The organism is Nocardiopsis xinjiangensis YIM 90004 (assembly GCF_000341145.1).
Classification (GTDB): Bacteria; Actinomycetota; Actinomycetes; order Streptosporangiales; family Streptosporangiaceae; genus Nocardiopsis; species Nocardiopsis xinjiangensis.
Map to the genome: position 1 here is coordinate 18,530 of NZ_ANBE01000045.1, position 22,241 is coordinate 40,770.

The window sequence follows — 22,241 nt, forward strand, 5'->3', positions numbered from 1 at the left end:
CGCACGAGTGCGTCTAATCCATCGACTGGTACCGGCCCGCGCGGCGCACCAGCGCGGAGCCGTGGCCGTTGACCCCGGGCAGGCCGATCACGTCGGCGAAGAAGACCATGTGGTCGCCGACCTCCACCGTGTGCCGCACCCGGCACTCCAACGCCACCAGCGCCTCCTCCAGTACCAGCGCGCCCGTCCGCTCGCCGCGGGTGTGGGGCTGGTTGGCGACCAACAGGCGGGCGCTGGGGCGGCCCGCGGCCGCGAAACGCCCCGCCAGCGCTTTCTGCGACGAACCGAGCACGTTCACCGCGAAGGCCCCCACCTCCTCCAAGACCTCGGCCATGTAACCGGAGGAGTCCACGTTCACCGAGATCACCGCCGGCTCCGCGGAGACGGACCCGAAGGCGGTCACGGTCGCACCGATGTCGTCGCGTCCGTCGGCCACGGTCACGACGGTCACCCCCGTCGCGACCGCGGACAACGCGTCCAAGTACTGATTGCTCACTGTCGTGGTGTCCCCCGTGTCGAAGGTCGTGCGGTCCTGGTCAGCGCAGGTCCCAGTGGCCGGGCATGGTCAGCGGCCCCGTCTCGGGCAGCCCCAGGTGCGCAGCGGCGTCGGCCAGCGCACCCCACGGGCTGAGGGTGGTCTCCGGGTCGGCGGCCGACAGGTCCTCGCTCGACTCGTGCCGGCGCAGGCGGTCCAGCGGGTGTGCACGAGGGAACCCCCGCACGGGCAGCGCCCCCGCGCCGGCCCGGTCGCGCACCAGGCGGATCGCGGTCTCCAGACCGCCGAGCTCGTCCACCAGGCCGCGCTCACGGGCGTCGGCACCGGTCCAGATACGGCCCTTGGCGACCTCGTGGATCTCGTCCCGGGTGCGCCCGCGGGCACGTGCGACCTTGGCGACGAAGTCGTCGTAGATGCTGTCCAGGAGCGCGTTGATCCGCTCCCACTCCGACTCGGTGAAGCGCCGCTCGGGGGTGAACATCCCGGCGTGCTCGCCCCGGGTCACCGAGTCCGTGGTCACGCCCAGGCGCTCCAGGAGCCGGCTGTAGACGGCCTTGCCGGTGATCACGCCGATGGAGCCGGTGATGGTGCCGGGCTGGGCGACGATCGCGTCCGAACCCAGCGCCACGTAGTAACCGCCGGAGCCGGCCACACCTCCCATCGTGGTGACGACAGGCTTGCCCGCCTGCCTGGTCAGTTCGCTCTCACGCCGGATGAGGTCCGAGGCCACGGCCGAACCGCCCCCGCTGTCGACCCGGAAGACCACACCCTTGACCTGCGGGTCCTGGCGGGCGGCACGGAAGGCCGCCCCGACGGTGTCCGAGCCCATGACGGTGCCGCCCGACAGTGCGGACCTGCGGGACTTGCCCAACATGATGGCGCCGCCGGCCGAGATCATCGCGATGTAGCCGGTGCTCCCGGCGGTACGCAGGCGGGGCTGCGGGGCGTGCCGGCGGTGGTAGCGGGTGACGAACTGCAGGTGCGGTTCGGCGCCGTGCTCGCGCTCGACCTCGCCCAGCAGGTCGGCGTAGACCTGGTCGCGGTAGCCGAGGCGGTCCACGAGCCCGGACTCCAGAGCTTCCTCGGCCAGGATCGGGCCGCGGTCGACGAGCTCGCGCACCCGTTCCTCGGTCAGCCCGCGCGTCTGCGAGATCGCCCCCACCAGCTGGTCGTTCACCGACTCCAGGATCGTGTCCACGGCCTCGCGGTGCGCGTCGGTGAACCCGGTCTCGGTGTAGGTGTCCATCGCGCTCTTGTACTCGTGGCGCCGACCGACCTCGAACTCCACGTCGAGCTTGTCGACGGCGCCCTTGACGAAGACCTGTTGCCATTGCAACCCGGTGAGCCCGAGGATCCCGGTGGGTGCCATGATCACCCGGGAGAAGGCGGTGGCGATGTAGTAGGGCAGGTTGCCGTTGCCCGCTTCACCGAAGGTGTCGGCCCAGGCCACGGCGGTTTTTCCTGTGGACCGGAAGTCGGCGATGCAGTCCCGCAGCTCCTGGGCGCGTGCCGTGTGGAAGGAGCGCGCGTCCACCCGCACCACGAGCGCGGCCACGTTCGGGTCGCGCGCGCCGCGGCGTACGCCTTCGACCACCTCGAGGTAGTGCTGTTTGCGCCGGTTGAGCAGCTGCCCGAGAGGATCTCCGGGGTTCTCGTCCACCACCCCTTCGGTCAGGTCGAGTTCGAGCACCACGGGGGCCTTGGGGCCGGGCACGAATCGCTTCAGGGGCAGGGGTTCCGTGATCTTCGCGAGGTCCACCATGGGGTCAGCCTAATCCCCGTTGTCCAGGGTGGGACGGGTTCCGTGCACAACCGGACGGCCGGCAGCCGGCCGGTCCCCGTCCGGGCTCCGTCGCGGATCCGCCCTCCTGGCCCTGACCGGGGCGGGGCGGCCGTGCCGGCCTCCTCCGTTCCGTTCCGGTGCGCGTGGTGTGCCGGATCGGCGCTAGGGTCTGGTCTGCACCTGGGACACGAGGCTTGAGAGGGACGACATGGCGGGCACGACGGGTGGGGCTGCCCACGGCAGGTTGCGCGGGCGCCTCGGCTGGGGAGCGGGGGCCGCGGCCGTGGTGCTCGCGCTCAGCGCCTGTGGCGGGGACGGCGGTGGATCCCTGGAGGACGTCGAGCTCCAGGCGGGTGAGGGCGGGATGATGCCGCCGGTCGCCCCCGCCGACGAGGAAGGGACCACCACCGTCGACGCCGACGGTGTGAGCATGGAGGTCCCCGAGGAGTGGGAGGTCCAGAACGAGGGCGGGAACCTGTGCCTGACCCCTCCCGGCCAGCCCGCCTGCGCCTACGGGTCGCTCCAGCTCCTCACCGGTGCCGCCGACCAGCACCCGCAGGACTGGCCGCTGGAGGGGGAGGCCTACGCCGCGGACGACGGGTGGGCCGACAACACCGACAGCTGCCGCAGCCTCAACACCGCCGCTTCCGGCAACATCGACGTGGAAGGTGCGGAGCTGACCAACCCGGCCGAGTTCTTCGTGCACGCCGACGACCTGAAGTCGCATCACGCCGTGTGGGACGTCTCCTGCGTCAACGGTGACAGCTTCGAGGTGCGCATGTGGTTCCTGCCGGTCTCGGACGTGCTCCTGTACGTGTGGTCGGCCGACCCGCAGCACGACCAGGTCTACGAGCGGGCCGCCGAGTCCATGGACACCACCGCCCACGGGGACTGATCGGCCCTGCGGATTCTGCGATCGGGTGTCGGTGCGGTCCTCGGAGGCCATAGGGTCGTAGGCATCACGAACAGCTCAGCTACGGCGCAGATGCGGGGTGCAGCCTGGTGACCACCATGGGATCGGCGGAACGGATCGGACAGTTCACACTGGACAACGGGCTCCGGCTGGTGACGGCGCCCGCCTCCACCGGCCAGGTCGCCGCCGTGAACCTCTGGTACGGGGTCGGATCCCGCCACGAGGTCCCCGGCCGCACCGGGTTCGCCCACCTGTTCGAGCACTTGATGTTCCAGGGCAGCGGAAACGTGGCCAAGGCCGAGCACTTCGACGTGGTGGAGCGCCTGGGCGGTGACATCAACGCCTCGACCTCCACCGACCGCACCAACTACTTCGAGACGGTGCCCACCCATTCCCTGGACCTCATCCTGTGGCTGGAGGCCGACCGTCTGGCGAGTCTGCGCGAGGGCATGACCCAGGAGGTGCTGGACAACCAGCGCGACGTGGTCAAGAACGAGCGCCGCCAGCGCTACGACAACCAGCCCTACGGCACGGCCCTGGAACGCATCCTGGGCCTGGCCTACCCGGAGGGCCACCCCTACCACCACCCCACGATCGGTTCGATGGCCGACCTGGACGCCGCGGACCTGGACTACGTCAAGTCCTTCCACAAGGCCCACTACGGTCCCGACAACTGTGTCCTGACGGTCGTCAGCGACCTGGACCCCGAGGACGTCCTGGCGCGGGTGGAGGAGTTCTTCGGCCCCGTCCCGGCCCGGGAGAAGCTGCCGGAGACCCCCGACGCCGCACTGAGTTCGTCCCTGGGCGGGCCCGTGCGCGACGCGGTCGTGGAGACCGTGCCCGCCCCCGGCGTCTTCATCGGGTTCCGGGCCCCCTCCTACGGTGAGCGCGAGTTCGACGTGCTGCACCTGGCCTCGGCCGTGCTGGGCCAGGGGCAGGGCAGCCGGCTGTACCGCGACCTGGTCGTGGACCACCCCATCGCCGCCGACGACGGCGGCGGGGCCGCCGACATCCTGCCCTTCCGCTACACCGACAGTCTGCTGCTGGTGAACATGCTCGCCCGTGAGGGTGTGAGCGGTGACGTGCTGGAGCAGGCCGTGCGCGAGACCGTCGCCACGCTGGCCGAGGGCGTGACCGAGGAGGAACTGGACCGCGCCCGCGCGGTCCTGGAGCTCGACCACCTCCAGAACATTTCCGGCCCCTCCGGTCTCGCCGACAACCTCAGCTCCTGCACCCAGCTGTTCGACGACCCGACGCTGGCCTACACCTGGCCCAGCCGCTGGAGCGACATCACCGCCGAAGAGGTGCGTGCCGCCGCTGAGCGCCTGCTCGTCGACGACAACATGCTCGTGGTCCGCTTCGACCCCGAGCATACGGAGGCCCCCGCTTCCTGACCGCGCGGCGGTGCGGCCCCGGTCCACACCGGAAGGGCCGCCCGCCCGGGTTCCCACCGCCAAGCCGTTCGCAGCAGAAAGAGCCGCACAGCATGTCGCAGACCCGCCCGGAACTCGGGGCCCCGGCTTCGTTCACCTTCCCCCGGCCCCAGCGCGTCGACGTGGGGGCCGGCGTGGTCGTCGCCATCGACGTCCCCGGCCAGCTCTTGGTCTCTCTCCGCCTCGTCCACCAGCACGGCGCCGCGCTCGAGCCGCTGGACGCCATGGGTGTGGGCCTCCTGACCAGCGAGGTCCTGGAGGACGGCCCCGACGGCAACAGCTCCCTGGCCCCGGCCCTGGAGCGCCACGGTGCCGAGTGGACCTCCCGTGTCTCTTGGGACGCCTTCGTCACCGGGCTCGACGCGCCGGCCAACCGCCTCGACCAGGCGGTGGGCCTGTTCGCCGACGCCGTGCGCCGCCCCGCCCTGAACCCCGACGACGTCCTGCGCCGCCGTGAGCAGCTCGTGGAACGCTTCTGGCTGGAGACCGCTTCCGCCGGGACCCTGGCGATGCGCAGCGTCGGCAGGCAGCTGTTCACGGGCCGTTACGGCACTCCGCTGGCCGGCGGTCCCGGTAACCTCGGCACGGTCACCCCCGAGCAGGTCGCGGCCTTCCACGGCGACTCCCTGGCCTCCACGGCCGGCACGCTCGTGGTCGTGGGCGACCTGACCGGTGTGGACCTGACCGAGCTCGGCAAGACCGTCTTCGGCGACACCGCCGCCGCCCGTGAGCGCGACCTGAGCACGCCCGCGGCTCCGCCCGGTGAGCTGCCGCGCGTGGTCGTCATGGACCGTCCCGGCTCGGTGCAGTCGGCACTGGTCCTCGCGCACCGCGTGCCCTCCCGCAAGGAGGTCGACCTGCCGCGCGCGGAGGGGGTCAGCGAGGTCCTCGGGGGCATGTTCACCTCCCGCCTCAACATGGAGCTGCGCGAGCGCCTGGGTTACACCTACGGCGCCGGTTCCGGCTTCGATCTGCGCCGCGACGCCGGTGTGTTCCTCATGAGCACCCAGGTGGAGGCCGACACCACTGCGCATTCGATCACTTCCTCGATGGAGCAGGTGAACAAGCTGCGCGAGGAGGGCGTCACCGAGCAGGAGCTGGACACGGTGCGCGAGTCCAACACCGTGGGGCTCCCGGTTTCCTACTCCACGGCCCGCTCGATGGCGGGCGCGCTCGTGGACATGGTCGTGCACGACCTTCCGGACGACCACGTCGACCGTCAGCGGGCCGGGTACGAGAAGCTCACCCGCGAGAGCCTGGACTCGGCGGCCCGGGAGTACCTGCACCCCGAGCAGGCGGTCGTGGTCGTGGCCGGTGACGCCGAGCGCCTGCGTGAACCCCTGGCCGAGACCGGTATCGGCCCGGTCGAGGTCCTGGACCCCGAGGCCCTCTGGGCGTGATCCCCGGCCGCCGGGCCTGATCCTTCCGGCGGAGCGGATCCGAGTTGTGACCAGGGACATGTGTAGGTGCATGGACGCCTGCACATGCCCCTGACACGGGTGTTGCGGCTCTTTGCCCGGCGAAGACGCACATCAGGGTGGCACAGGTCACAGCATGTCGGCGCCCAGCTCGGACATAACGAAAGCGAACCTTTGTACCGGTCTTCCGGTAACCGTCGGCATGATCCCCGTGCCAGGCTGGTATAACGATGGATCCGACCACCTGAGCGGTGGCGGCGACAGTAACGCTCCGCAGGAGGCCACCATGGCCGGTGAATGGACCCGTGGATAACCGTGTCCTCCCTAGACAACCCTCACACCCAGAGGTCAGAGGCGTCAGCCGCCCCCGAAGAGCCGGAGGCGGCCATCAGCGCTGACGAGACCGCGGGCGGGCCCCAGGCCCCCGAACCCCGCCTGCTCAAGGGCCGCTACCAGCTCGTCTCCGAGATCGCCCGCGGCGGCGTCGGTACCGTTTGGCGCGCCATCGATCTGATCATCGACCGCGAGGTAGCGGTCAAAGAGCTGCGTATCCCCGCAGACATGGGGCGCAACGAGCGCGAGTCCCTGCTGCGGCGCACCACGCGCGAGGCCCGTGTGGCCGGGCGGCTCACCCACCCCAGCCTCGTGACCGTCCTCGACGTCGTCGACGAGGACGAGCGCCCGTGGATCGTCATGGAGCTCGTCGAGGCCTCCACCTTGGAGGAGCTGATCACGCTCGGCGGACCGCTGCCCTACCAGCGGGTGGCCGAGATCGGCCTGCAGCTCATCGACGCGCTCAAGGTCGCCCACAACGAGGGCATCGTCCACCGCGACGTCAAGCCCGAGAACGTCATGATCAGCGCCGAGGGGCGCGTCGTGCTCACCGACTTCGGCCTGGCCGCCTGGAACGGTGAGTCCGCGCTCAGCTCCTCGGGCCGCATCATCGGTTCGCCGGCCTACATCTCGCCGGAGCGGGCCAAGGCCGGTCCCCTGGGACCCGAGACCGACCTGTGGTCCCTGGGCGCGACCCTCTACACCGCGGTGCAGGGCCAGCCGCCCTACGACCGCAAGGGCTACATCAAGATCCTGCGCCAGGCCGAACTGGACGAGCCCGCGGAAGCCACCAACGCGGGTCCCCTGGCCCCGGTGCTGGCCGGCCTGCTCAAGGTCGAGCCGTCCGAGCGCCTGACTGCGGAGAACGCCACGAAGATGCTGCGGATCGCCGCGCTGGCCCCGTGGGCGCCCCAGACCGACGAGAAGAGCGCCGAGCACGCCCCGGCCCCGGCCGAGCCGCGTCCGGCCGGGCCCCAGGCCGAGGAGCACGAGTCCGCCCGTGAGCAGGCCAAGGAACACTTCCGGGCCGGTGCGCACGTGCTCGCGGAGTCCATCAACGAACGGTTGCGGCACAGCCCCGAGGCGATGAACTCGATCATGACCTCGATCCGGGAGTCCACCGACACCCTGGGATTGACCAGCTCGGGACGGCACGCCGACCATCGGAGCAAACTCCCGGTCGTGCTCGCCGTCGCCCTCGGGGTGGTCGTGTTGCTCGCGATCGTGCTGTGGGCGTTGCTGGGGCGCTGACCGGGTCCGAGAGCACAGGTCCCGGAAACGGGTCAGGCGCGCGAGGTGCTCGCGCGCCTGTGCGGCCGTGGTGGGGCCGGCGGGATTCGAACCCGCACTGTACAGCACCTAAAGCTGCCGTCTCCTGCCGGTTGGACTACGGCCCCGTCGGCACAACTGTACCCCTCCGCAGGGCCTCGGGGAGCGCCCCGTCCCACCGTTGAGCGGGTCCAGGACAGTGGGTCCGAGGCCCCGCGGGGACCGGATCACAGACCCAGGTCGCGCTTGAGGCGGTCGACGTGGCCGGTGGCCTTCACGTTGTAGAAGGCCTTCTCGACCTTGCCGTCGGTGCCGACGACGACCGTGGAGCGGATGACGCCCTGGACGAGGCGGCCGTAGTTCTTCTTCTCCCCGAAGGCCCCGTAGGCGCTCAGCGTCTCCTTGCCGGGGTCGCCCAGGAGGGTGAAGGTCAGCCCTTCCTTGTCGCGGAACTCCTCGAGCTTGCCCGTCTTGTCGGGGGAGATGCCGAGGACGGTCGTCCCCGCGGACTCGAACTCACGCAGGTTGTCGCGGAAGTCGCAGGCCTGTGTGGTGCACCCGGGGGTCATGGCGGCCGGGTAGAAGTAGAGCACGACGCGTTTGCCGGTCTCGGCCAGGACCTGGCTGAGGGTGACGGGCTTGCCGTCGGCGTCGTTCAGCGTGAAGTCCGGGGCCTGGTCGCCGGGCTGGAGGCGGATCGGACCGCTCATGTGTGTTCCCCTCTGCTCTGGTCGGGTGGCCCCCGCCACCCGCGTGTCACGGGGCCAAGCCTAGGAGGTCGGCCGCGGCCCGGTGCGCGGGGGCGGGGAGAGAACGGCCGCGCCCCCGGGAGGGCCGGTCCGGGTTGCGATTGCGGTTCGGTTCCCTGACCGGGGAGATGACCGTTCGCGGGATCACCTATCGTTGACCGGACCCGTACTTTCGGTCGACCCGTTCCTGACCCGACGCGGTGCGGGTGCGGGGTCCGGCCGGGCGGCAGCTCTCTTCCGGCGGCGTGCGGCCGCCGGACCGAACACATCCGCTTCGCATTGGGAGTAGTTGGCGACGATGCCTGGACACACACTCGACGAGGTGAGGGAACGTACCCTCAAGGAGCGCGACTCCTGGTGGACGGTGCACCTCGCGGACCCGATCGCGGTGCGGACCGTGCGCCTGCTCGCCAACCGGACCTCGGTCACACCGAACCAGGTGACGGTGGCCGCGCTCTTCCTGGGGCTCGGTGCGGCGGTGTGCTTCGCACTCGGTTACTGGTACTTCCTGGTGCTGGGTGCCCTCCTGTACTACCTGTGTTTCCTCCTGGACTGCGTCGACGGCAAACTCGCCCGTATCACCGGCACCGAGACACTGTTCGGCTCCTGGATGGACTACGTCTCCGACCGGTTCCGGGTCCTGGTCTGCGCGGTCGCGCTCATGGGCGGACAGTACGTCGTCGCTTCCCAGCAGGAACCGGGTGCTCCACCCGTGTGGTTCGTGTGGTTGGCGCTGGCGGTGGTCTTCCTCGACATGCTGCGCTACCTCAACGCGCTGCAGGTCTACAAGGTGCGCCGGGAGATGCGTTCACACCTGGCCGCCGCTCTGGAGCGGGCGCGCGCCACCCTGTCGATGCTGGAGCCGCCCGAGAGCGAGAGCGGGCGCGAGGCCGAGCAGGAGACCGCCGAGGCCACCGGGAGCGGCGACCGCACGATGAGCGACGGTGGCGAGCAGGCGGTCCTGCGGCACGGCATCGCGGTTCTGGAGCAGATCCTGCGCAGCCACAGCGAGCGCGAGACCCGCAACAGCCGCCGGGCCGGCAAGCAGCCCGACATGACGCTGCCCAAGGTCGACCTGCATCAGGAGTTCCGCGACCGTTTCCCCTGGTACCAGCGGTTCTGGGCCGCCCTCAACGCCCGCCGGGTGCGCACCCACCTCTTCGGGGGCATCGAGTTCCAGATGGCGGTCTTCGTGTTCGCGCCCTTGGCCGCGGGTCTGTTCGGTCCGTCCTCCATCGTGTGGATCACTGCTGTATCGGGCGTTTTGCTCCTCGCGTTCGAGATCGCCATCATCTATAAACTGTGGTTGTCCACGCGGGACTTCTTCCGTGTGGTCGACGGAATCGACGGCGCGCTGAGATTCTCCGGTCCGTCCGACGGCGCGGAGGAGGAAGGCCGGGAGACCGGCTCGGACTCGGACTCTCAGGCATCCCTGCGCTAGAGGAAGTAGAGGGAAACCCCATGTCGTCAAGCGAGACCATCGAGCCGCGCCAGACCCCTGCCGAGATCCAGGCGGAGATCGACCGCGAACAACGCCAGTTCGCCGAGACCCTGGACGCGTTGGAGGAAGCGGCCCGTCCGGGCAACATCGCCCGCCGCCAGCTCGGCAAGGCACGGGAGCGCGGTGCTCGGCTGGTCGACGAGGCCCGGGCCCTGGTCCTGGGCGGCGGGGCGGTCCGGTTGGAGAGCCGCCTGGTCGAGCCGGAGGAGGGCTCCATCGTCGTCAAGGGCGACGAGGAGGTCATCACCACCTACCAGTCGCGTGGCCGGCTTCCCCCCGAGGCGGTCATCCTCGCGGCCGGCGTCGGTACGGTCGTCGCCGTCGGCGTAGTGGCCTGGGCCGTGCGCCGCAAGCGCAAGTGATCCGTTCCGGGCCGGTCGCAGGCGGGCCCGCCCGGTCACGGCCACGAGGGCGCCGGATCCCGTGCGGATCCGGCGCCCTCGTGGTGTGCGGACCTCAGAGGAACGTTTGGCCCTCGCCCCGGTAGGTGGGGGCCGAGCGCACGTAGGTCCCGGTGTCGGCGTCGATGAGGTGCAGGCGGTCGAAGCGCTCGCACAGTTCACCGGCCTTGGCGTGGCGCAGCCACACCCGGTCGCCGACGGCCAGGTCCCGGGCTGCCGCCCCCTTCAGCGGGGTCTGGACCTCGCCGGCGCCCTCGTCGGCGGAGAGGGACAGCCCGGCGGGCAGGTGCGGTACGGGCGCGCGGTGCCGGTCCGAGGGGCCGGAGGCGGGGTAACCGCCCCCCAGCGCGGTGGCCACACCCGGTGCGGGGCGGCGGACCACGGGCAGTGCGAAGAGCGCGGCGGGGCGACCGTTGAAGGCCCGGTAGTGGTCGAACAGGTGGGGCTGGTACAGGCCGGAGCCGGCGGCGAGCTCGGTGACGGCCTTCTCGCGGCCGGTCGAGTGCAGGCTTCCGGTCCCACCTCCGTTGACGAAGCGCACGTCGGCGACCCGGCGGACGGCGTCCACGACGGCCGCGCGGCGCTTGGCCAGCTCCACCGCGGATCTTCGCTGCACGGCTCTGAGCAGGCGCGCGTACAGGGGGCGGCCCGGGGGAGCGTCGCCCACACCCGCGATCTGGGCCTCGTAGGCCATGATGCCGTCGAGCTCGAGCTCGGGGCGGGCCACGACGGCGCGGGCGAGCGCGGCGGCCTGGGCGGGGGTGCGTACGGGGGAGCGGTAGCTGCCGATGCGCAGGGCCGGTCCGAGGGGCTGCCAGCTGGTGTCGATGTCCAGGCACACACGAAGGGGTGGGACCTCGACGCCCTCGCCACGGGCCTCGGCGGCTGCTGCGGAGATCAGATCGAGGTGGGCGGTGTCGTCGACCATGAGGGTGACGGAGCGGGCCGCCTCGGGACAGCGGGCGAGCTCGGCCAGGGCGCGGCGGTCGGCCGTGGGGTAGGCGATCAGGACGTCGTCGCTGACGGGGCCGCGGCCGCTGTCGTCGTCGGTGGCCAACCACAGGGCCTCGGGCAGGGTGAAGGCCATGACGCCCTGGTAGCCGGGCAGGCCGAGGACGGTACGCAGCAGGTCACGGCAGCGCACGGACTTGCTGGCCACGCGGATGGGACGTCCGTGGGAGCGGCGGGTCAGGTCGGCGGCGTTGGCGCGGAAGGCGGCCAGGTCCACCGCGGCGAAGGGAGGGTCGAGGTCGCGCGTGGCGCTCTCGTAGCTCTGACGCGGACTTGTCATGACTCGAGCATGCCAGAACATGAATTGCCTTCACATTTCCCGGAGTTCCGGTTCCGGGGCCGGGGGTGCGGTGTGGCCGGTCGAACGCTGCTGACCACCCCGGTGGGGCCTTGCAGGCCGATACCCTGGGAAGTCTTGGCTGTTCGGCCGTCCCTTACCTGGAGTGGTGCTTTCCGTTGAGTGAGTGTGAATACGTCCTGACCCTCGCTTGCCCCGACAGCCGGGGCATCGTGGCCGCCGTGGCCAATCTGCTCTCCGATCACGGGTGCAACATCACCGAGAGCCAGCAGTACGGCGACCACTACACCGGCCGGTTCTTCCTGCGGATGCAGTTCGTCGCCGAGGCGCGCGAGGGGGAAGCCACCGACGGGGACACCCTGCGCGGTGCCTTCGCGGGCCTGGCCGGAGACTTCGGGGGCCGGAACGGTTCGGTCGTCGAGTGGGCCCTGAGCCCGCGCGAGACCCGCCCGAAGGTGATCGTCATGGTCTCCAGGTTCGGGCACTGCCTCAACGACCTGCTCTACCGGCACCGCAGCGGCCTGCTGGACGTGGACATCGTCGCGGTGGTCTCCAACCACCCGGACCTGGAGTTCCTCGCCGAGTCCTACGGGGTGGACTTCCACCACCTGCCGATCTCACCTGAGAACAAGCGCGAGCAGGAGACACGCCTGCTGGAGCTGGTCGAGAGCTACGACGTGGACCTGGTGGTCCTGGCCCGGTACATGCAGGTCCTGTCCGAGCAGCTGTGCACGAAGATGTCGGGCCGCATCATCAACATCCACCACTCCTTCCTCCCGAGCTTCAAGGGCGCCCGTCCGTACCATCAGGCGCACACGCGCGGGGTCAAGCTCATCGGTGCCACGGCCCACTACGTCACCGCCGACCTGGACGAGGGGCCCATCATCGAGCAGGAGGTCTCCCGGGTCGACCACACCCACAGCCCCGAGCAGCTCACTGCCATCGGACGCGACCTGGAGTCGGTCGCACTGGCACGGGCGGTGAATTGGCATGCGCAGCGCCGCGTGCTCTTGAACGGGGAGAAGACGGTCGTGTTCGACTGAGCCGCGCCGAACCGGGTTGATCGGGTTTCGGACACGTTGAGGGGCACCCATGGGTGCCCCTTTCGTTTTCGGGGCCAACGGGGGTTCCCGGCGCACTTTTGGGGCAAGGATGGTACTGCCGTTACCTGCTTTGACCAGGAAAACCTCTCTCGAAGTGCCTTGTCGGCTACATAGAGTATGTATATGGTGTGATCTGACCGTTGTTTTCGACCTGCTCCAAAGGTCGGGATACCGGTTTTCGGTCCACACCCACGGACATAGGTCCGGGAGGGGGAACTCATGGGCAAGGACTTCGACGAGGCCGCCGGCAAGGGCAAGGAAGCTCTCGGGAAGGTCTCCGGGGATCACGGCAAGGAGGCCGAGGGCAAGGCCGACCAGGCCAAGTCCGGGGCCAAGGAGAAGGCGGAACAGGCCAAGGAGAAGGTCGAGGAAGCCGCCGACAACGTTGCCGAGAAGGCCCGCGACGCCTTCAAGAAGCGCTGAATGTTCGGATCCGTGTGAGAGGGGGTGGCGGGGCCCCGGTCCCGTCACCACACACTGTCGAGGGGGAGCCAGTGTCGGACGTCAAGAGCGAAGGCAAGGTGCCCACTGCCCGTGAGGGCACACGCGGAGGCGGCCGCGAGGAGGGCGGCCAGACCAACATCGCCGACGGGGTGGTCGCCAAGATCACCGGGATGGCCGCCCGTGAGATCGGCGGGGTCCACGCCATGGGCGGCGGTACTGCGCGTGCGGTCGGAGCCGTGCGTGACGCCGTCACCCGCAGCAGCGACGCCGGAGCCGTCTCCAGAGGTGTCTCCGTGGAGGTCGGCGAACGCCAAGCCGCCGTCGACATCGACCTCGTCGTCGAGTACGGCGCCGCCATCCAGGACCTGGCCTCGGCCGTGCGCCGCAACGTCAGCCAGGCGGTCGAGCGCATGACGGGCCTGGAGGTCACCGAGATCAACATCAACGTCGACGACATCCACCTTCCCGACGACGACGAAGAACCCGAGTCCGAGCCGAGGGTCCAGTAGTCGTGCGCGACGACGAGACCCCGGAGAACATCGCCCGGCGCGTCGCCGACGCCGTCGCGGGCCATCCCGACGTCGTGGAACTGTCCGTCGGCGGCTTCTCGACCCTGGCCACACCCGTCCCGGGCGGGATCGTGGGGGGCGTGGCCGTCCGGCCGACGGAGATCGAGGTCGGGGTGGTCGTCCGCTACGGCAGGGCATTGCTGGAGATCTCCGCCGAACTCCGCAGGCGACTCGCCCCGCTCGCCGGCGACCGCATCGTCCACGTGTCGGTGGAGGACGTGGTCGTCGGCCCCGGCGGCGCCCGGTCCGGCGGCTGAGGAGCCGGACACCAACACTGCAAGAGGGGGAGCCATGTGGCCCATCGTCGGACTGGCCTTCGGGACGGTGCTCGGGCTGGCCGGGGCGTTCGGGGGATTCGTCGCCTTCGCCCTGGTCCTTGTGCTCGGGGTGATCGGCTTCGTTGCCGGGCGCGCCATGGAGGGCGAGGTCGACCTCGCCGAACTCTTCAGCCGGCGCTCGGCCTAGGTGGGTGTGGCCGTGGCGCACGTACAGACCGAGACCGTGCCCCTGCAGCGGCGGGGGGAGGAACGGGAACTGACCCAGGGTCGGCACGCACGCCCGCCGGAGGGACGCGACCCCGGCGGGCGTGTGGACATCGTGCCGACCGTCATCGAGAAGGCGGCGGCCTGCGCGGCGCGCGAGGTCGCAGGGGTCACCACACCCCGGCACCGCGCGTCCCGTGTCCGCGTCAGCGGTCAGGCCGTCCTCCTACGACTGCGGATCGGCGTCCGCTATCCCGAACCGGTCCGCGAGACCGCGGCACGGGTGCGCGAGCGCGTCCGTGACCGTGTCGAGCATCTGACCGGTTCGCGGGTCCACCACATCGACATCGAGATCGTGGAGATGGTGCGCTGACATGACCACCGTTGAAGAGGCCCTGGGCCGCCCCGATCAGAGCGCCGACGCACGCCGTGCGCGGCGCGTCGCAGTGCACACCTTCCGGCCGCGCCGCTCCTGGCCGGCCGTCATCACCGGGACCGTCGTCCTGGTGCTCGCCGTGGTGTCGGCGGCCGAGGTCATCGCGGCCCTGGCCGGCACCCCACTGCGCCTGATCCCGGTGGGCGGCGCCACGGGGTACGCCGGGACCACGACCTGGTCCGAGCCCTCGGTGCAGATCGCCTCGGCGGTCCTGTCGCTGATCGGGCTCATGCTCATCGTGCTCGCCCTCGCTCCGGGAAGCGGGCACTGGACCGCGCTGCGGACCGACGATCCCGCCCTGGTGGTCGGCCTGACCCGGCCGGCCCTGCGCCGTGCCGTCGCCGCGGCCGCCCAGGGCGTGAGCGGGGTCGACGGTGCGGACGTGACCGTGCGCGGCAACCGGCTGCGTGTCCACGTCCGGACCGGGCTGCGAGACTCCGCGGACCTGCCCGCCCGGGTGACCGAGGCCGTGGAACACCGGCTGGCCGAACTCGCTCCTTTGCGCAACATGCGGATCAACACCGACGTCCGTTACACGGAGGGGTGACCATGGCCAGGGACAGATACCGCCGCTCGGCACGCGGCAACCGGTGGGGGCTGGCCGTGGTCGGCGCCGTGCTCCTGGTGGCCGGCCTGGCTGCTCTGGCTGCCGGCCAGGGGTTCTTCGGGGCCGGACCGGCGGGGCAGGCCCTGCTCGGCGAGACGGCGCAGGAGGTGCTCACGCAGCAGTGGGTTCCCTACGTGGCCGTGGCGGTCGCCTTCGTGGCGGCCTTCCTCGCACTGCGCTGGCTCATGTCGCAGGGCATCCACGACACGGTACGGCGCCTGTCCCTGGAAGGCGGGGGCCAGGGCCGGGTCCTGGTCGACGAGGGCGTGGTCAGCGACGTGGTCGAGAGCGAGGTCGCAGACTATCCGGGGGTGCGCCGGGCCCGTGCCCATCTGACCGAGTCGGCGCACCATCCGCACCTGCGCCTGGCCCTGACGCTGGACGAGGACGCCGACGTCGCCCAGGTCTGGCACCGGGTGCGCGGCAACGCGCTGGCGGACCTGCGCCGGTCCCTGGGGCTGGAGGAGGTCCCGGCCGTGGTGCGGATGTCGATGACGGCCCCGACCCGCCACACACGGCGCAGTCTGGCCTGAGGCGTCCGGACCGGTACCGGCCCCGGGGCTCTCGCCTCGGGGCTTTTCCCGTCCCGGGCGCGCTCAGCACTCGATGACGTTCACGGCCAGGCCCCCGCGCGAGGTCTCCTTGTACTTGTCGTGCATGTCCCGGCCGGTGTCGCGCATCACCCTGATGACCTTGTCCAGTGACACGAAATGGCTCCCGTCGCCGCGCAATGCGATCCGGGCGGCGCTGATCGCCTTCACCGACGCCAGCGCGTTGCGTTCGATGCACGGCACCTGCACCAGACCGCCGATGGGGTCGCAGGTCAGCCCGAGGTTGTGCTCCATGGCGATCTCCGCCGCGTTCTCCACCTGCGCGGGGGTGCCGCCCAGGACCTCGGCGAGGCCGGCCGCTGCCATGGAGGAGGCCGAACCCACCTCGCCCTGGCAACCGACCTCCGCGCCGGAGATCGAGGCGTTCTGCTTGAACAGGATGCCGATCGCCGCCGCGGTCAACAGGAACCGGACCGCGCCCTCGTCGTCCCCACCGGGGCTGAAGTGCAGGTAGTAGTGGAGCACCGCCGGGACGATCCCGGCCGCTCCGTTGGTCGGCGCGGTCACCACACGGCCCCCGGCGGCGTTCTCCTCGTTGACCGCCAGCGCGTACAGGGTGATCCAGTCGCTGCCGCGCATCGGGTCGGGGTCGGGGGCCGTGGGCGCCAGCAGTCCGTCCTTGTCGCACTGGCCGCCCAGTTGCCGGTAGAGGCGGTGGGCGCGCCGTGCAACCTTGAGCCCGCCCGGCAGGCTGCCCTCGGTGGTGACCCCGCGCCGCACGCACAGGCGCATGGCGGTCCAGATCTCCAGGAGTTCGGTACGGATCTGCTCGGGGGTGCGCCCGAAGGCCTGCTCGTTGGCGAGCATGATCGAGCTGATGGACATGCCCGTCGCCGAGCAGAGCTCCAGCAGCTGTGCCGCCGTGTCGAAGGGGTACGGCACCACCGTGTCGTCGGGTTTGATGCGGTCGGCGCCGGCCTCGCGCTGGTCCACGACGAACCCGCCGCCCACGGAGTAGTAGACCTTCGCGGTGACCTCGGTGCCGTGCTCGTCCCATGCCACGAACCGCATCCCGTTGGGATGCTCGGGCAGGCTCTCCTTGCGGCGGAATTCCACGTCCACGGCCGGGTCGAAGCCGGCCTCCGGTCCCTGCGGGCCGCCCAGACGCACCCGGCGTTCCTCACGGGCGCGTGCCACCAGGTCGGGGACGGCGTCCACGTCGACCTGTTCGGGGGTGTGCCCCATCAGACCCAGTACGACGGCGGTGTCGCTGCCGTGGCCCTTGCCGGTCTGGGCCAGGGAACCGTACAGCTCGGCCCGCACGTGCCGCACCCGACCGGCCTGCTCACTCTCGGCGAGTGCGGCGGCGAAGGTGCGGGCGGCCCGCATGGGGCCGACCGTGTGCGAACTCGAGGGGCCGATCCCGATCGTGAACAGGTCGAACGCGCTGATCGCCATGGCCGTCCTCCTCATTGAGCACAGTGGCGTCGGGCCGTGCGGGATCGGCGGACCCCGCACGGCGGGAGAGTGTTCGGCGGACGCCTTCGGCCGGTGTCCGCCGAACACACCCGGAGCTCTACAGGTTGGGGTAGAGCGGGCGCTTGATGGTGAGCGCCTCGACGCGGGCCCGCAGCCCCTTGGCGTCGAACTCGGGCTTGAGGGCTTCGGCGATGACGTCGGAGACCTCGGCGAAGTCCTCGTCGTCGAAGCCGCGGGTGGCCAACGCCGGGGTACCGATACGCAGCCCGGAGGTGACCATGGGCGGGCGCGGGTCGTTGGGCACCGCGTTGCGGTTGACCGTCACGCCGACCTCGTGCAGGCGGTCCTCGGCTTCCTGGCCGTTGATCTCGGAGCCGACCAGGTCGACCAGCGCCAAGTGGACGTCGGTTCCTCCGGTCAGGACCTTGACGCCCACCTCGGCCATGTCCGGGCGCGTCAGGCGCTCGGACAGGATGCGGGCACCCGAGACGGTACGGCGCTGGCGCTCGGCGAAGGCCTCGCTCGCAGCGACCTTGAAGGAGACGGCCTTGGCGGCGATGACGTGCTCCAGCGGTCCGCCCTGCATCCCCGGGAAGACAGCGGAGTTGAGCTTCTTGCCCAGGTCGGCCTTGGCCAGGATCATGCCGCCGCGCGGGCCGCCGAGCGTCTTGTGCGTGGTGGTGGTGACCACGTCGGCGTAGGGCACCGGGTTGGGGTGCAGCCCTGCGGCGACCAGGCCGGCGAAGTGGGCCATGTCGACCATGAGCAGCGCACCGACGCTGTCGGCGATCTCCCGGAACCGCGCGAAGTCCAGCTGGCGGGGATAGGCGGACCAACCGGCCACGATCATCTTCGGCCGGTGCTCCTCGGCCAGGCGGGCGACCTCGTCGTAGTCGACGGTGCCGTCCTCCTCGCGCACGTGGTAGGCCACGGGGTCGAGGATCTTACCGGAGTAGTTGATCTTCATCCCGTGGGTCAGGTGACCGCCGTGCGCCAGGTCCAGCCCCAGGATGGTGTCGCCGGGGGAGAGCAGCTTGAAGTAGACGGCCGTGTTGGCCTGTGCTCCCGAGTGGGGCTGCACGTTGGCGTACTCGGCGCCGAACAGCTCCTTGGCGCGGTCGATCGCGAGCTGCTCGACGACGTCGACGTTCTCGCAGCCGCCGTAGTAGCGCTTGCCGGGGTAACCCTCGGCGTACTTGTTGGTCAGGACGGTGCCCTGTGCCTCCAGGACCGCCTGGGGAGCGAAGTTCTCCGACGCGATCATCTCCAGGGTGTCGCGCTGGCGCGCCAGCTCGGCGTCCACCGCTGCGGAGATCTCGGGGTCGAGCTCGCTCAACGACTGATCGAGTGTGTTGTCGCTAGCCATACTCGGCTTATTCCTCACCTTCGGTCAGCTTCGTGTACTCCTCGGCGGAGAGCAGTCCGGTGGGGTCCTCCGAAATGCGGACCCGGAACAGCCACCCGTCCCCGAAGGGGGCGGAGTTGATCGTCTCGGGGGAGTCCTCCAGGGTCTCGTTGATCTCCACGACCTCACCCTTGACGGGCGAATAGATGTCGCTGACGGATTTGGTGGACTCCACCTCGCCCGCGGGGTCGTCGAGCGTGACCTCGGTGCCGACCTCGGGCACCTCGACGAAGACGATGTCCCCGAGGGACTCGGTGGCGAACGAGGTGATGCCGACGGTGGCGACCCCGTCCTGCACGAGGACCCACTCGTGTTTGGCGGTGTAACCCAGCTCCGTGGGAACGCTCACTTCAACTCTCCTTGGAGTGCTTTCTGACTTCTGCCGTGCTCCGTGTGCCGCGATCCCGGTCAGGTATCGCGACGGTAGAACGGCAGCTCGACCACGTCGACGGCCTCACCGCGGCCGCGTACGTCCACGGTGAACGTGCCGGTCGCCGTGTCGAGTTCACTGTCCACGTAGGCCATGGCGATGGGACGGCCCAGGGTGGGGGAGGGCGCGCCGCTGGTGAGGGCGCCCACGGGTTCGCCGTCGCGCAGGACCTGCTGGTCCCTGCGCAGGGGACGGCGTCCGCGGGAGACCAGACCGATGAGGCGGCGGGGACGGGTGTTGCGGGAGGCCTCCTCCAGAGCGGACCGTCCCACGAACTCGTCCTTCTCCAGCTTCACGAGCCGGCCGAGACCGGCGTCGTAGGGGGTCAGTTCCGGGGAGAGTTCCTGCCCGTACAGAGGCATGCCGGCTTCCAGCCGCAGGGTGTCGCGGGCCGAGAGCCCGGCGGGCACCAGGCCCTGGTCGGCACCCTGCTCCACGAGCGCGGCCCAGATGCCGGTGGCGTGCTCGGCGGGCTTCACGAAGATCTCGAACCCGTCCTCACCGGTGTAGCCGGTGCGGGCGAGCAGGACCGGCACACCCGCGACGGTGTGCTCGTACCCGGCGTAGTAGCGGATCTGCTCGAGGTCTGCGTCGGTGAGGGGCGCCAGGATCTCGGCGGCGCGCGGACCCTGGACCGCGATGAGGGAGTACTGGGAGGACTCGTCCTCGACCAGGGCGTCGAAACCCTCGGCACGTTCGGCGAGGGCGGAGGCGACCACGTCTGCGTTGACGGCGTTGGCCACGGCGAGGTACTCCTCCTCGCCGAGGCGGTAGACGATGAGGTCGTCCAGGACCCCGCCGTCGGTGCCGGTGAGCATCGTGTACCGGGCCCGGCCGATCTTGGTCTTGGACAGGAAACCGACGAACGCGTGGTCCATCACCGCGGCCGCCTGCGGTCCGCTCACACGGATCTCACCCATGTGGGAGAGGTCGAACAGGCCGGCGGCCTCGCGTACGGCCTTGTGCTCGGCGGTCTCGCTCCCGTAGCGCAGGGGCATCAGCCAGCCTGCGAAGTCGACGAGGGTGGCGCCCGCGCTCTCGTGCACGTCGTGCAGGACCGTGGTGCGCGGTTCGTCCGGAGACTCTGACATGGGCACTCCCGAGAGGATGGGCGTCTGGCGTGTGTGGCGTTGCCATCCTCCCCCTCTGTCATCGGTGCCTGAGAGCTTCGCCCGCGCGCGGCGTGGACTTGCACCTTCGGCGAGGGCCCGATCTCGGCCCCTGCTTTCCAGAGTGGTCTCGCCCGCACGGTCCGGTGTGCCTGAGAGGTTGTCAGTCGGGGAGGATTGCTCCTTCGGCGGCCCGAGCTGGGTGCTCGGACACTCTCCCGTACGGGGTCAGCAACGTGGTTCAGCGTAGCAGCGGCGCCTTGGCGGCCCAAGGCCGACCACCGCTGATCGAGGCACCTCGGGAACACGCCCGGGAGGAACGGTTCCGGTCGTGGGTGACACGCAGATAGCGACAGGAATCCACCCCTGCGGGAGGGGGAGAGCGGTTAGCGTGTCCCGAGGACAGAGCCCATCGATTCGAAGGGGTGGCCTGTGCGTACCGAGACCGGGAGCCGGGGACCGACGGTTGTCCGCCGACCGATCGCCCGCATGCGCGGGGGACTGGCCGCGGCCGGTGCCCTCACCGTCATGGCCGCGATGGCATGCTCCGCGGACGGGTCGGAGCCCGACGAGAGGGAGAACTCCGCCGACGTGAGCCAGACGGGCCGCGGCGACGTACCCACCGAGAAGCGCGACGATCTGGAGACGGTCTTCGACGAGGCCGGTGTGGAGGGCACTTTCGTCCTGCACGACGCCCACAACGGGACGTCCACGGTCGTGGGTTCGGACCTGGCCCGCGAACGTTCGGTTCCCGGCCCGACCTTCGAGCTGGTCAACAGTCTCGTGGCTCTGGAGACAGGTGAGGTCGCCGACGTCGACGAGGAGGTCGAGCACGGCGGCTCCGGCGGTGCCACGAGCCTGCGCGAGGCCCTGCCCGGCTCCGAGGTGGCCGTGCAGCGCGAGCTCGCCGAACGGATGGGCTCCCAGGACCTGCACACGTGGGTGGACCGGTTCGACTACGGCAACCGTGCCATGGACGACGAGAACGGGGACGGCCAGGACTGGTTGGAGGGCCCGCTGGAGATCTCGCCGCTGGAACAGACGGTGTTCCTCGCCGGGTTGGCGCGCGCCGAACTGCCGGTGCAGGCCGAGCACCAGCAGGCCCTGCACGAGGTCGTGCTGCGCGAACAGGACCAGGGCCGCTCCCTGTACGCCACCGAGGGCTGGAACGCCGAGACCGACCGGTCCCCGGGCTGGTGGGTCGGTTGGATCGAGGGCCAGGAGAGCCTGCACACCTTCGCGCTGCGCCTGGAGGACGGCGGGCAGGAACAGATGGAGCTGCGCGAACCCCTCGGGCGTGAACTCCTCGCCGAACTGGACGTGCTCCCGGCCTGACGGTCGCGCGGCCCGACCCGACATGGAGCCATGGCCAAATACGCGTGGATGTACCGTCTCGGCCTCACCCCGTGGGAGCGCCCCGGTGCCACGAGCGGGGCGCAACTCGACGCCTTGCTCGCCCGCGAGGTGCGAGAGCTCTCGGCCGGTCCCGGGCGGGCGTTGGACCTCGGCTGCGGACGCGGGCAGTTCACCCCCGAACTGGTCCGGAACGGGTGGGAAGCGGTGGGCGTCGACATCGTTCCGGAGGCCGTCGAGGCCGCTCGGCGCAAGGGCCCGGCAGAGATCACCTACGTCGTGGGGGACGTGACCGACCTCGAGTCGGCCGGCCTGGGCACATTCGATTTCTTTCTCGACATCGGCTGTTTCCAGGGGCTCGGCCGCGAACAACGGGCCGCGGAGGGGCGGGGGGTGAGGGCGCTGGCCGAGCGGGGCGCCGGCCTGTTGATGCTCGCCTTCGGGCCGTCGCGGTACCAGTGGATGGTCGAGGGCGCCTCCCGGGCGGAGATCGAGGCCGCGCTCCCGGGATGGGAGCTCCTCTCGGCCGAGGACGCGGAAACCTCCGGCATGGGATGGCCGATGAACAGGACCTCGCCGAAGTGGTACCGGTTCCGCCGCATCGCTGATTGATGCATGGTGGTCCCCGGCCCGCTCCGGGTCCGGCCGCCGACACCCACCCGAAGGAG

24 protein-coding genes, 1 tRNA gene and 1 riboswitch are annotated in these 22,241 nt (G+C 70.5%); of the genes, 16 read left to right on the top strand and 9 right to left on the bottom strand.

Translation table 11 applies throughout. The features are described from left to right. Positions 1-13: 13 nt before the first annotated feature. Positions 14-496: a flavin reductase family protein gene (locus tag D473_RS0119810; RefSeq protein WP_026127133.1), complete on the bottom strand. Its 483-nt coding sequence runs from the start codon at positions 494-496 to the stop codon at positions 14-16. A 40-nt stretch (positions 497-536) separates the two neighbouring features. Continuing rightward, positions 537-2,258, bottom strand: coding sequence for a signal peptide peptidase SppA (sppA, locus tag D473_RS0119815; RefSeq protein WP_017610789.1), 1,722 nt, complete (start codon positions 2,256-2,258; stop codon positions 537-539). 229 nt (positions 2,259-2,487) lie between these two features. Between sppA and D473_RS0119820 the strand changes: the two genes are divergently transcribed. The 4 genes from D473_RS0119820 to D473_RS0119835 all read left to right on the top strand — a co-directional run bounded on the left by D473_RS0119820 (position 2,488) and on the right by D473_RS0119835 (position 7,627). Continuing rightward, positions 2,488-3,174, top strand: coding sequence for a hypothetical protein (locus D473_RS0119820; protein WP_026127134.1), 687 nt, complete (start codon positions 2,488-2,490; stop codon positions 3,172-3,174). A 116-nt stretch (positions 3,175-3,290) separates the two neighbouring features. Beyond that, a complete protein-coding gene (locus D473_RS0119825; protein WP_033353715.1) occupies positions 3,291-4,586 on the top strand; it encodes a M16 family metallopeptidase in 1,296 nt (431 codons plus the stop codon). A 92-nt stretch (positions 4,587-4,678) separates the two neighbouring features. Continuing rightward, a complete protein-coding gene (locus D473_RS0119830) occupies positions 4,679-6,025 on the top strand; it encodes a M16 family metallopeptidase (RefSeq protein ID WP_017610792.1) in 1,347 nt (448 codons plus the stop codon). 315 nt (positions 6,026-6,340) lie between these two features. After that, complete coding sequence (locus D473_RS0119835; RefSeq protein WP_083918049.1) at positions 6,341-7,627, top strand: serine/threonine-protein kinase; 1,287 nt, start codon at positions 6,341-6,343, stop codon at positions 7,625-7,627. A gap of 68 nt (positions 7,628-7,695) precedes the next feature. Here the strand turns inward: D473_RS0119835 and D473_RS0119840 are convergent. Next, positions 7,696-7,773: transfer RNA gene (locus tag D473_RS0119840), tRNA-Leu, on the bottom strand. 99 nt (positions 7,774-7,872) lie between these two features. After that, positions 7,873-8,355 (bottom strand): thioredoxin-dependent thiol peroxidase, encoded by a 483-nt coding sequence (bcp, locus tag D473_RS0119845; protein WP_017610793.1) that lies wholly within the window; start codon positions 8,353-8,355, stop codon positions 7,873-7,875. 337 nt (positions 8,356-8,692) lie between these two features. On the opposite strand from bcp, the gene D473_RS0119850 reads away from it, so the two are divergent. Continuing rightward, positions 8,693-9,835 (top strand): CDP-alcohol phosphatidyltransferase family protein, encoded by a 1,143-nt coding sequence (locus tag D473_RS0119850; protein ID WP_017610794.1) that lies wholly within the window; start codon positions 8,693-8,695, stop codon positions 9,833-9,835. A gap of 20 nt (positions 9,836-9,855) precedes the next feature. Then, a complete protein-coding gene (locus tag D473_RS0119855) occupies positions 9,856-10,257 on the top strand; it encodes a DUF3618 domain-containing protein (RefSeq protein ID WP_017610795.1) in 402 nt (133 codons plus the stop codon). Between the two features lie 94 nt (positions 10,258-10,351). On the opposite strand, the gene D473_RS0119860 is transcribed toward D473_RS0119855, so the two are convergent. Beyond that, positions 10,352-11,587, bottom strand: coding sequence for an amino acid deaminase/aldolase (locus D473_RS0119860; protein WP_017610796.1), 1,236 nt, complete (start codon positions 11,585-11,587; stop codon positions 10,352-10,354). A gap of 176 nt (positions 11,588-11,763) precedes the next feature. Between D473_RS0119860 and purU the strand changes: the two genes are divergently transcribed. From purU to amaP, 8 genes are all read left to right on the top strand, one after another. After that, positions 11,764-12,648, top strand: coding sequence for a formyltetrahydrofolate deformylase (gene purU / locus D473_RS0119865; RefSeq protein ID WP_017610797.1), 885 nt, complete (start codon positions 11,764-11,766; stop codon positions 12,646-12,648). Positions 12,649-12,927: 279 nt separating this feature from the next. Continuing rightward, positions 12,928-13,131 (top strand): CsbD family protein, encoded by a 204-nt coding sequence (locus D473_RS0119870; RefSeq protein WP_017610798.1) that lies wholly within the window; start codon positions 12,928-12,930, stop codon positions 13,129-13,131. Between the two features lie 71 nt (positions 13,132-13,202). Then, complete coding sequence (locus D473_RS0119875) at positions 13,203-13,661, top strand: Asp23/Gls24 family envelope stress response protein (protein WP_017610799.1); 459 nt, start codon at positions 13,203-13,205, stop codon at positions 13,659-13,661. Positions 13,662-13,663: 2 nt separating this feature from the next. Next, positions 13,664-13,978: a hypothetical protein gene (locus tag D473_RS0119880; RefSeq protein ID WP_017610800.1), complete on the top strand. Its 315-nt coding sequence runs from the start codon at positions 13,664-13,666 to the stop codon at positions 13,976-13,978. Positions 13,979-14,012: 34 nt separating this feature from the next. After that, positions 14,013-14,186 carry a hypothetical protein gene (locus tag D473_RS27755; RefSeq protein ID WP_017610801.1) on the top strand — a complete coding sequence of 58 codons (174 nt, stop codon included), beginning with the start codon at positions 14,013-14,015 and terminating at the stop codon, positions 14,184-14,186. Then, positions 14,187-14,576, top strand: a complete 390-nt coding sequence (locus D473_RS0119890) for an Asp23/Gls24 family envelope stress response protein (RefSeq protein ID WP_017610802.1) — start codon at positions 14,187-14,189, stop codon at positions 14,574-14,576. A 1-nt stretch (position 14,577) separates the two neighbouring features. Next, complete coding sequence (locus D473_RS0119895) at positions 14,578-15,186, top strand: DUF6286 domain-containing protein (protein WP_017610803.1); 609 nt, start codon at positions 14,578-14,580, stop codon at positions 15,184-15,186. A 2-nt stretch (positions 15,187-15,188) separates the two neighbouring features. Then, the gene (amaP, locus tag D473_RS0119900) at positions 15,189-15,779 is read left to right on the top strand and encodes an alkaline shock response membrane anchor protein AmaP (protein WP_193373300.1); all 591 of its coding nucleotides are present in this window, start codon (positions 15,189-15,191) and stop codon (positions 15,777-15,779) included. Positions 15,780-15,842: 63 nt separating this feature from the next. On the opposite strand, the gene D473_RS0119905 is transcribed toward amaP, so the two are convergent. The 4 genes from D473_RS0119905 to gcvT all read right to left on the bottom strand — a co-directional run bounded on the left by D473_RS0119905 (position 15,843) and on the right by gcvT (position 20,202). Continuing rightward, a complete protein-coding gene (locus tag D473_RS0119905) occupies positions 15,843-17,255 on the bottom strand; it encodes an L-serine ammonia-lyase (RefSeq protein ID WP_017610805.1) in 1,413 nt (470 codons plus the stop codon). A 118-nt stretch (positions 17,256-17,373) separates the two neighbouring features. Continuing rightward, complete coding sequence (locus tag D473_RS0119910; protein WP_017610806.1) at positions 17,374-18,642, bottom strand: serine hydroxymethyltransferase; 1,269 nt, start codon at positions 18,640-18,642, stop codon at positions 17,374-17,376. 7 nt (positions 18,643-18,649) lie between these two features. Next, entirely contained in the window at positions 18,650-19,030 is a 381-nt protein-coding gene (gene gcvH / locus D473_RS0119915; RefSeq protein ID WP_017610807.1) for a glycine cleavage system protein GcvH, read from the bottom strand. A gap of 59 nt (positions 19,031-19,089) precedes the next feature. Beyond that, positions 19,090-20,202, bottom strand: coding sequence for a glycine cleavage system aminomethyltransferase GcvT (gene gcvT / locus D473_RS0119920; RefSeq protein ID WP_017610808.1), 1,113 nt, complete (start codon positions 20,200-20,202; stop codon positions 19,090-19,092). A 147-nt stretch (positions 20,203-20,349) separates the two neighbouring features. Beyond that, positions 20,350-20,451: riboswitch (glycine riboswitch) on the bottom strand. A gap of 201 nt (positions 20,452-20,652) precedes the next feature. Between gcvT and D473_RS0119925 the strand changes: the two genes are divergently transcribed. Further along, a complete protein-coding gene (locus tag D473_RS0119925; RefSeq protein ID WP_017610809.1) occupies positions 20,653-21,555 on the top strand; it encodes a penicillin-binding transpeptidase domain-containing protein in 903 nt (300 codons plus the stop codon). A gap of 30 nt (positions 21,556-21,585) precedes the next feature. Continuing rightward, on the top strand, positions 21,586-22,185 hold the full coding sequence (locus D473_RS0119930) for a class I SAM-dependent methyltransferase (protein ID WP_017610810.1): 600 nt from the start codon (positions 21,586-21,588) through the stop codon (positions 22,183-22,185). Positions 22,186-22,241: the final 56 nt, after the last annotated feature.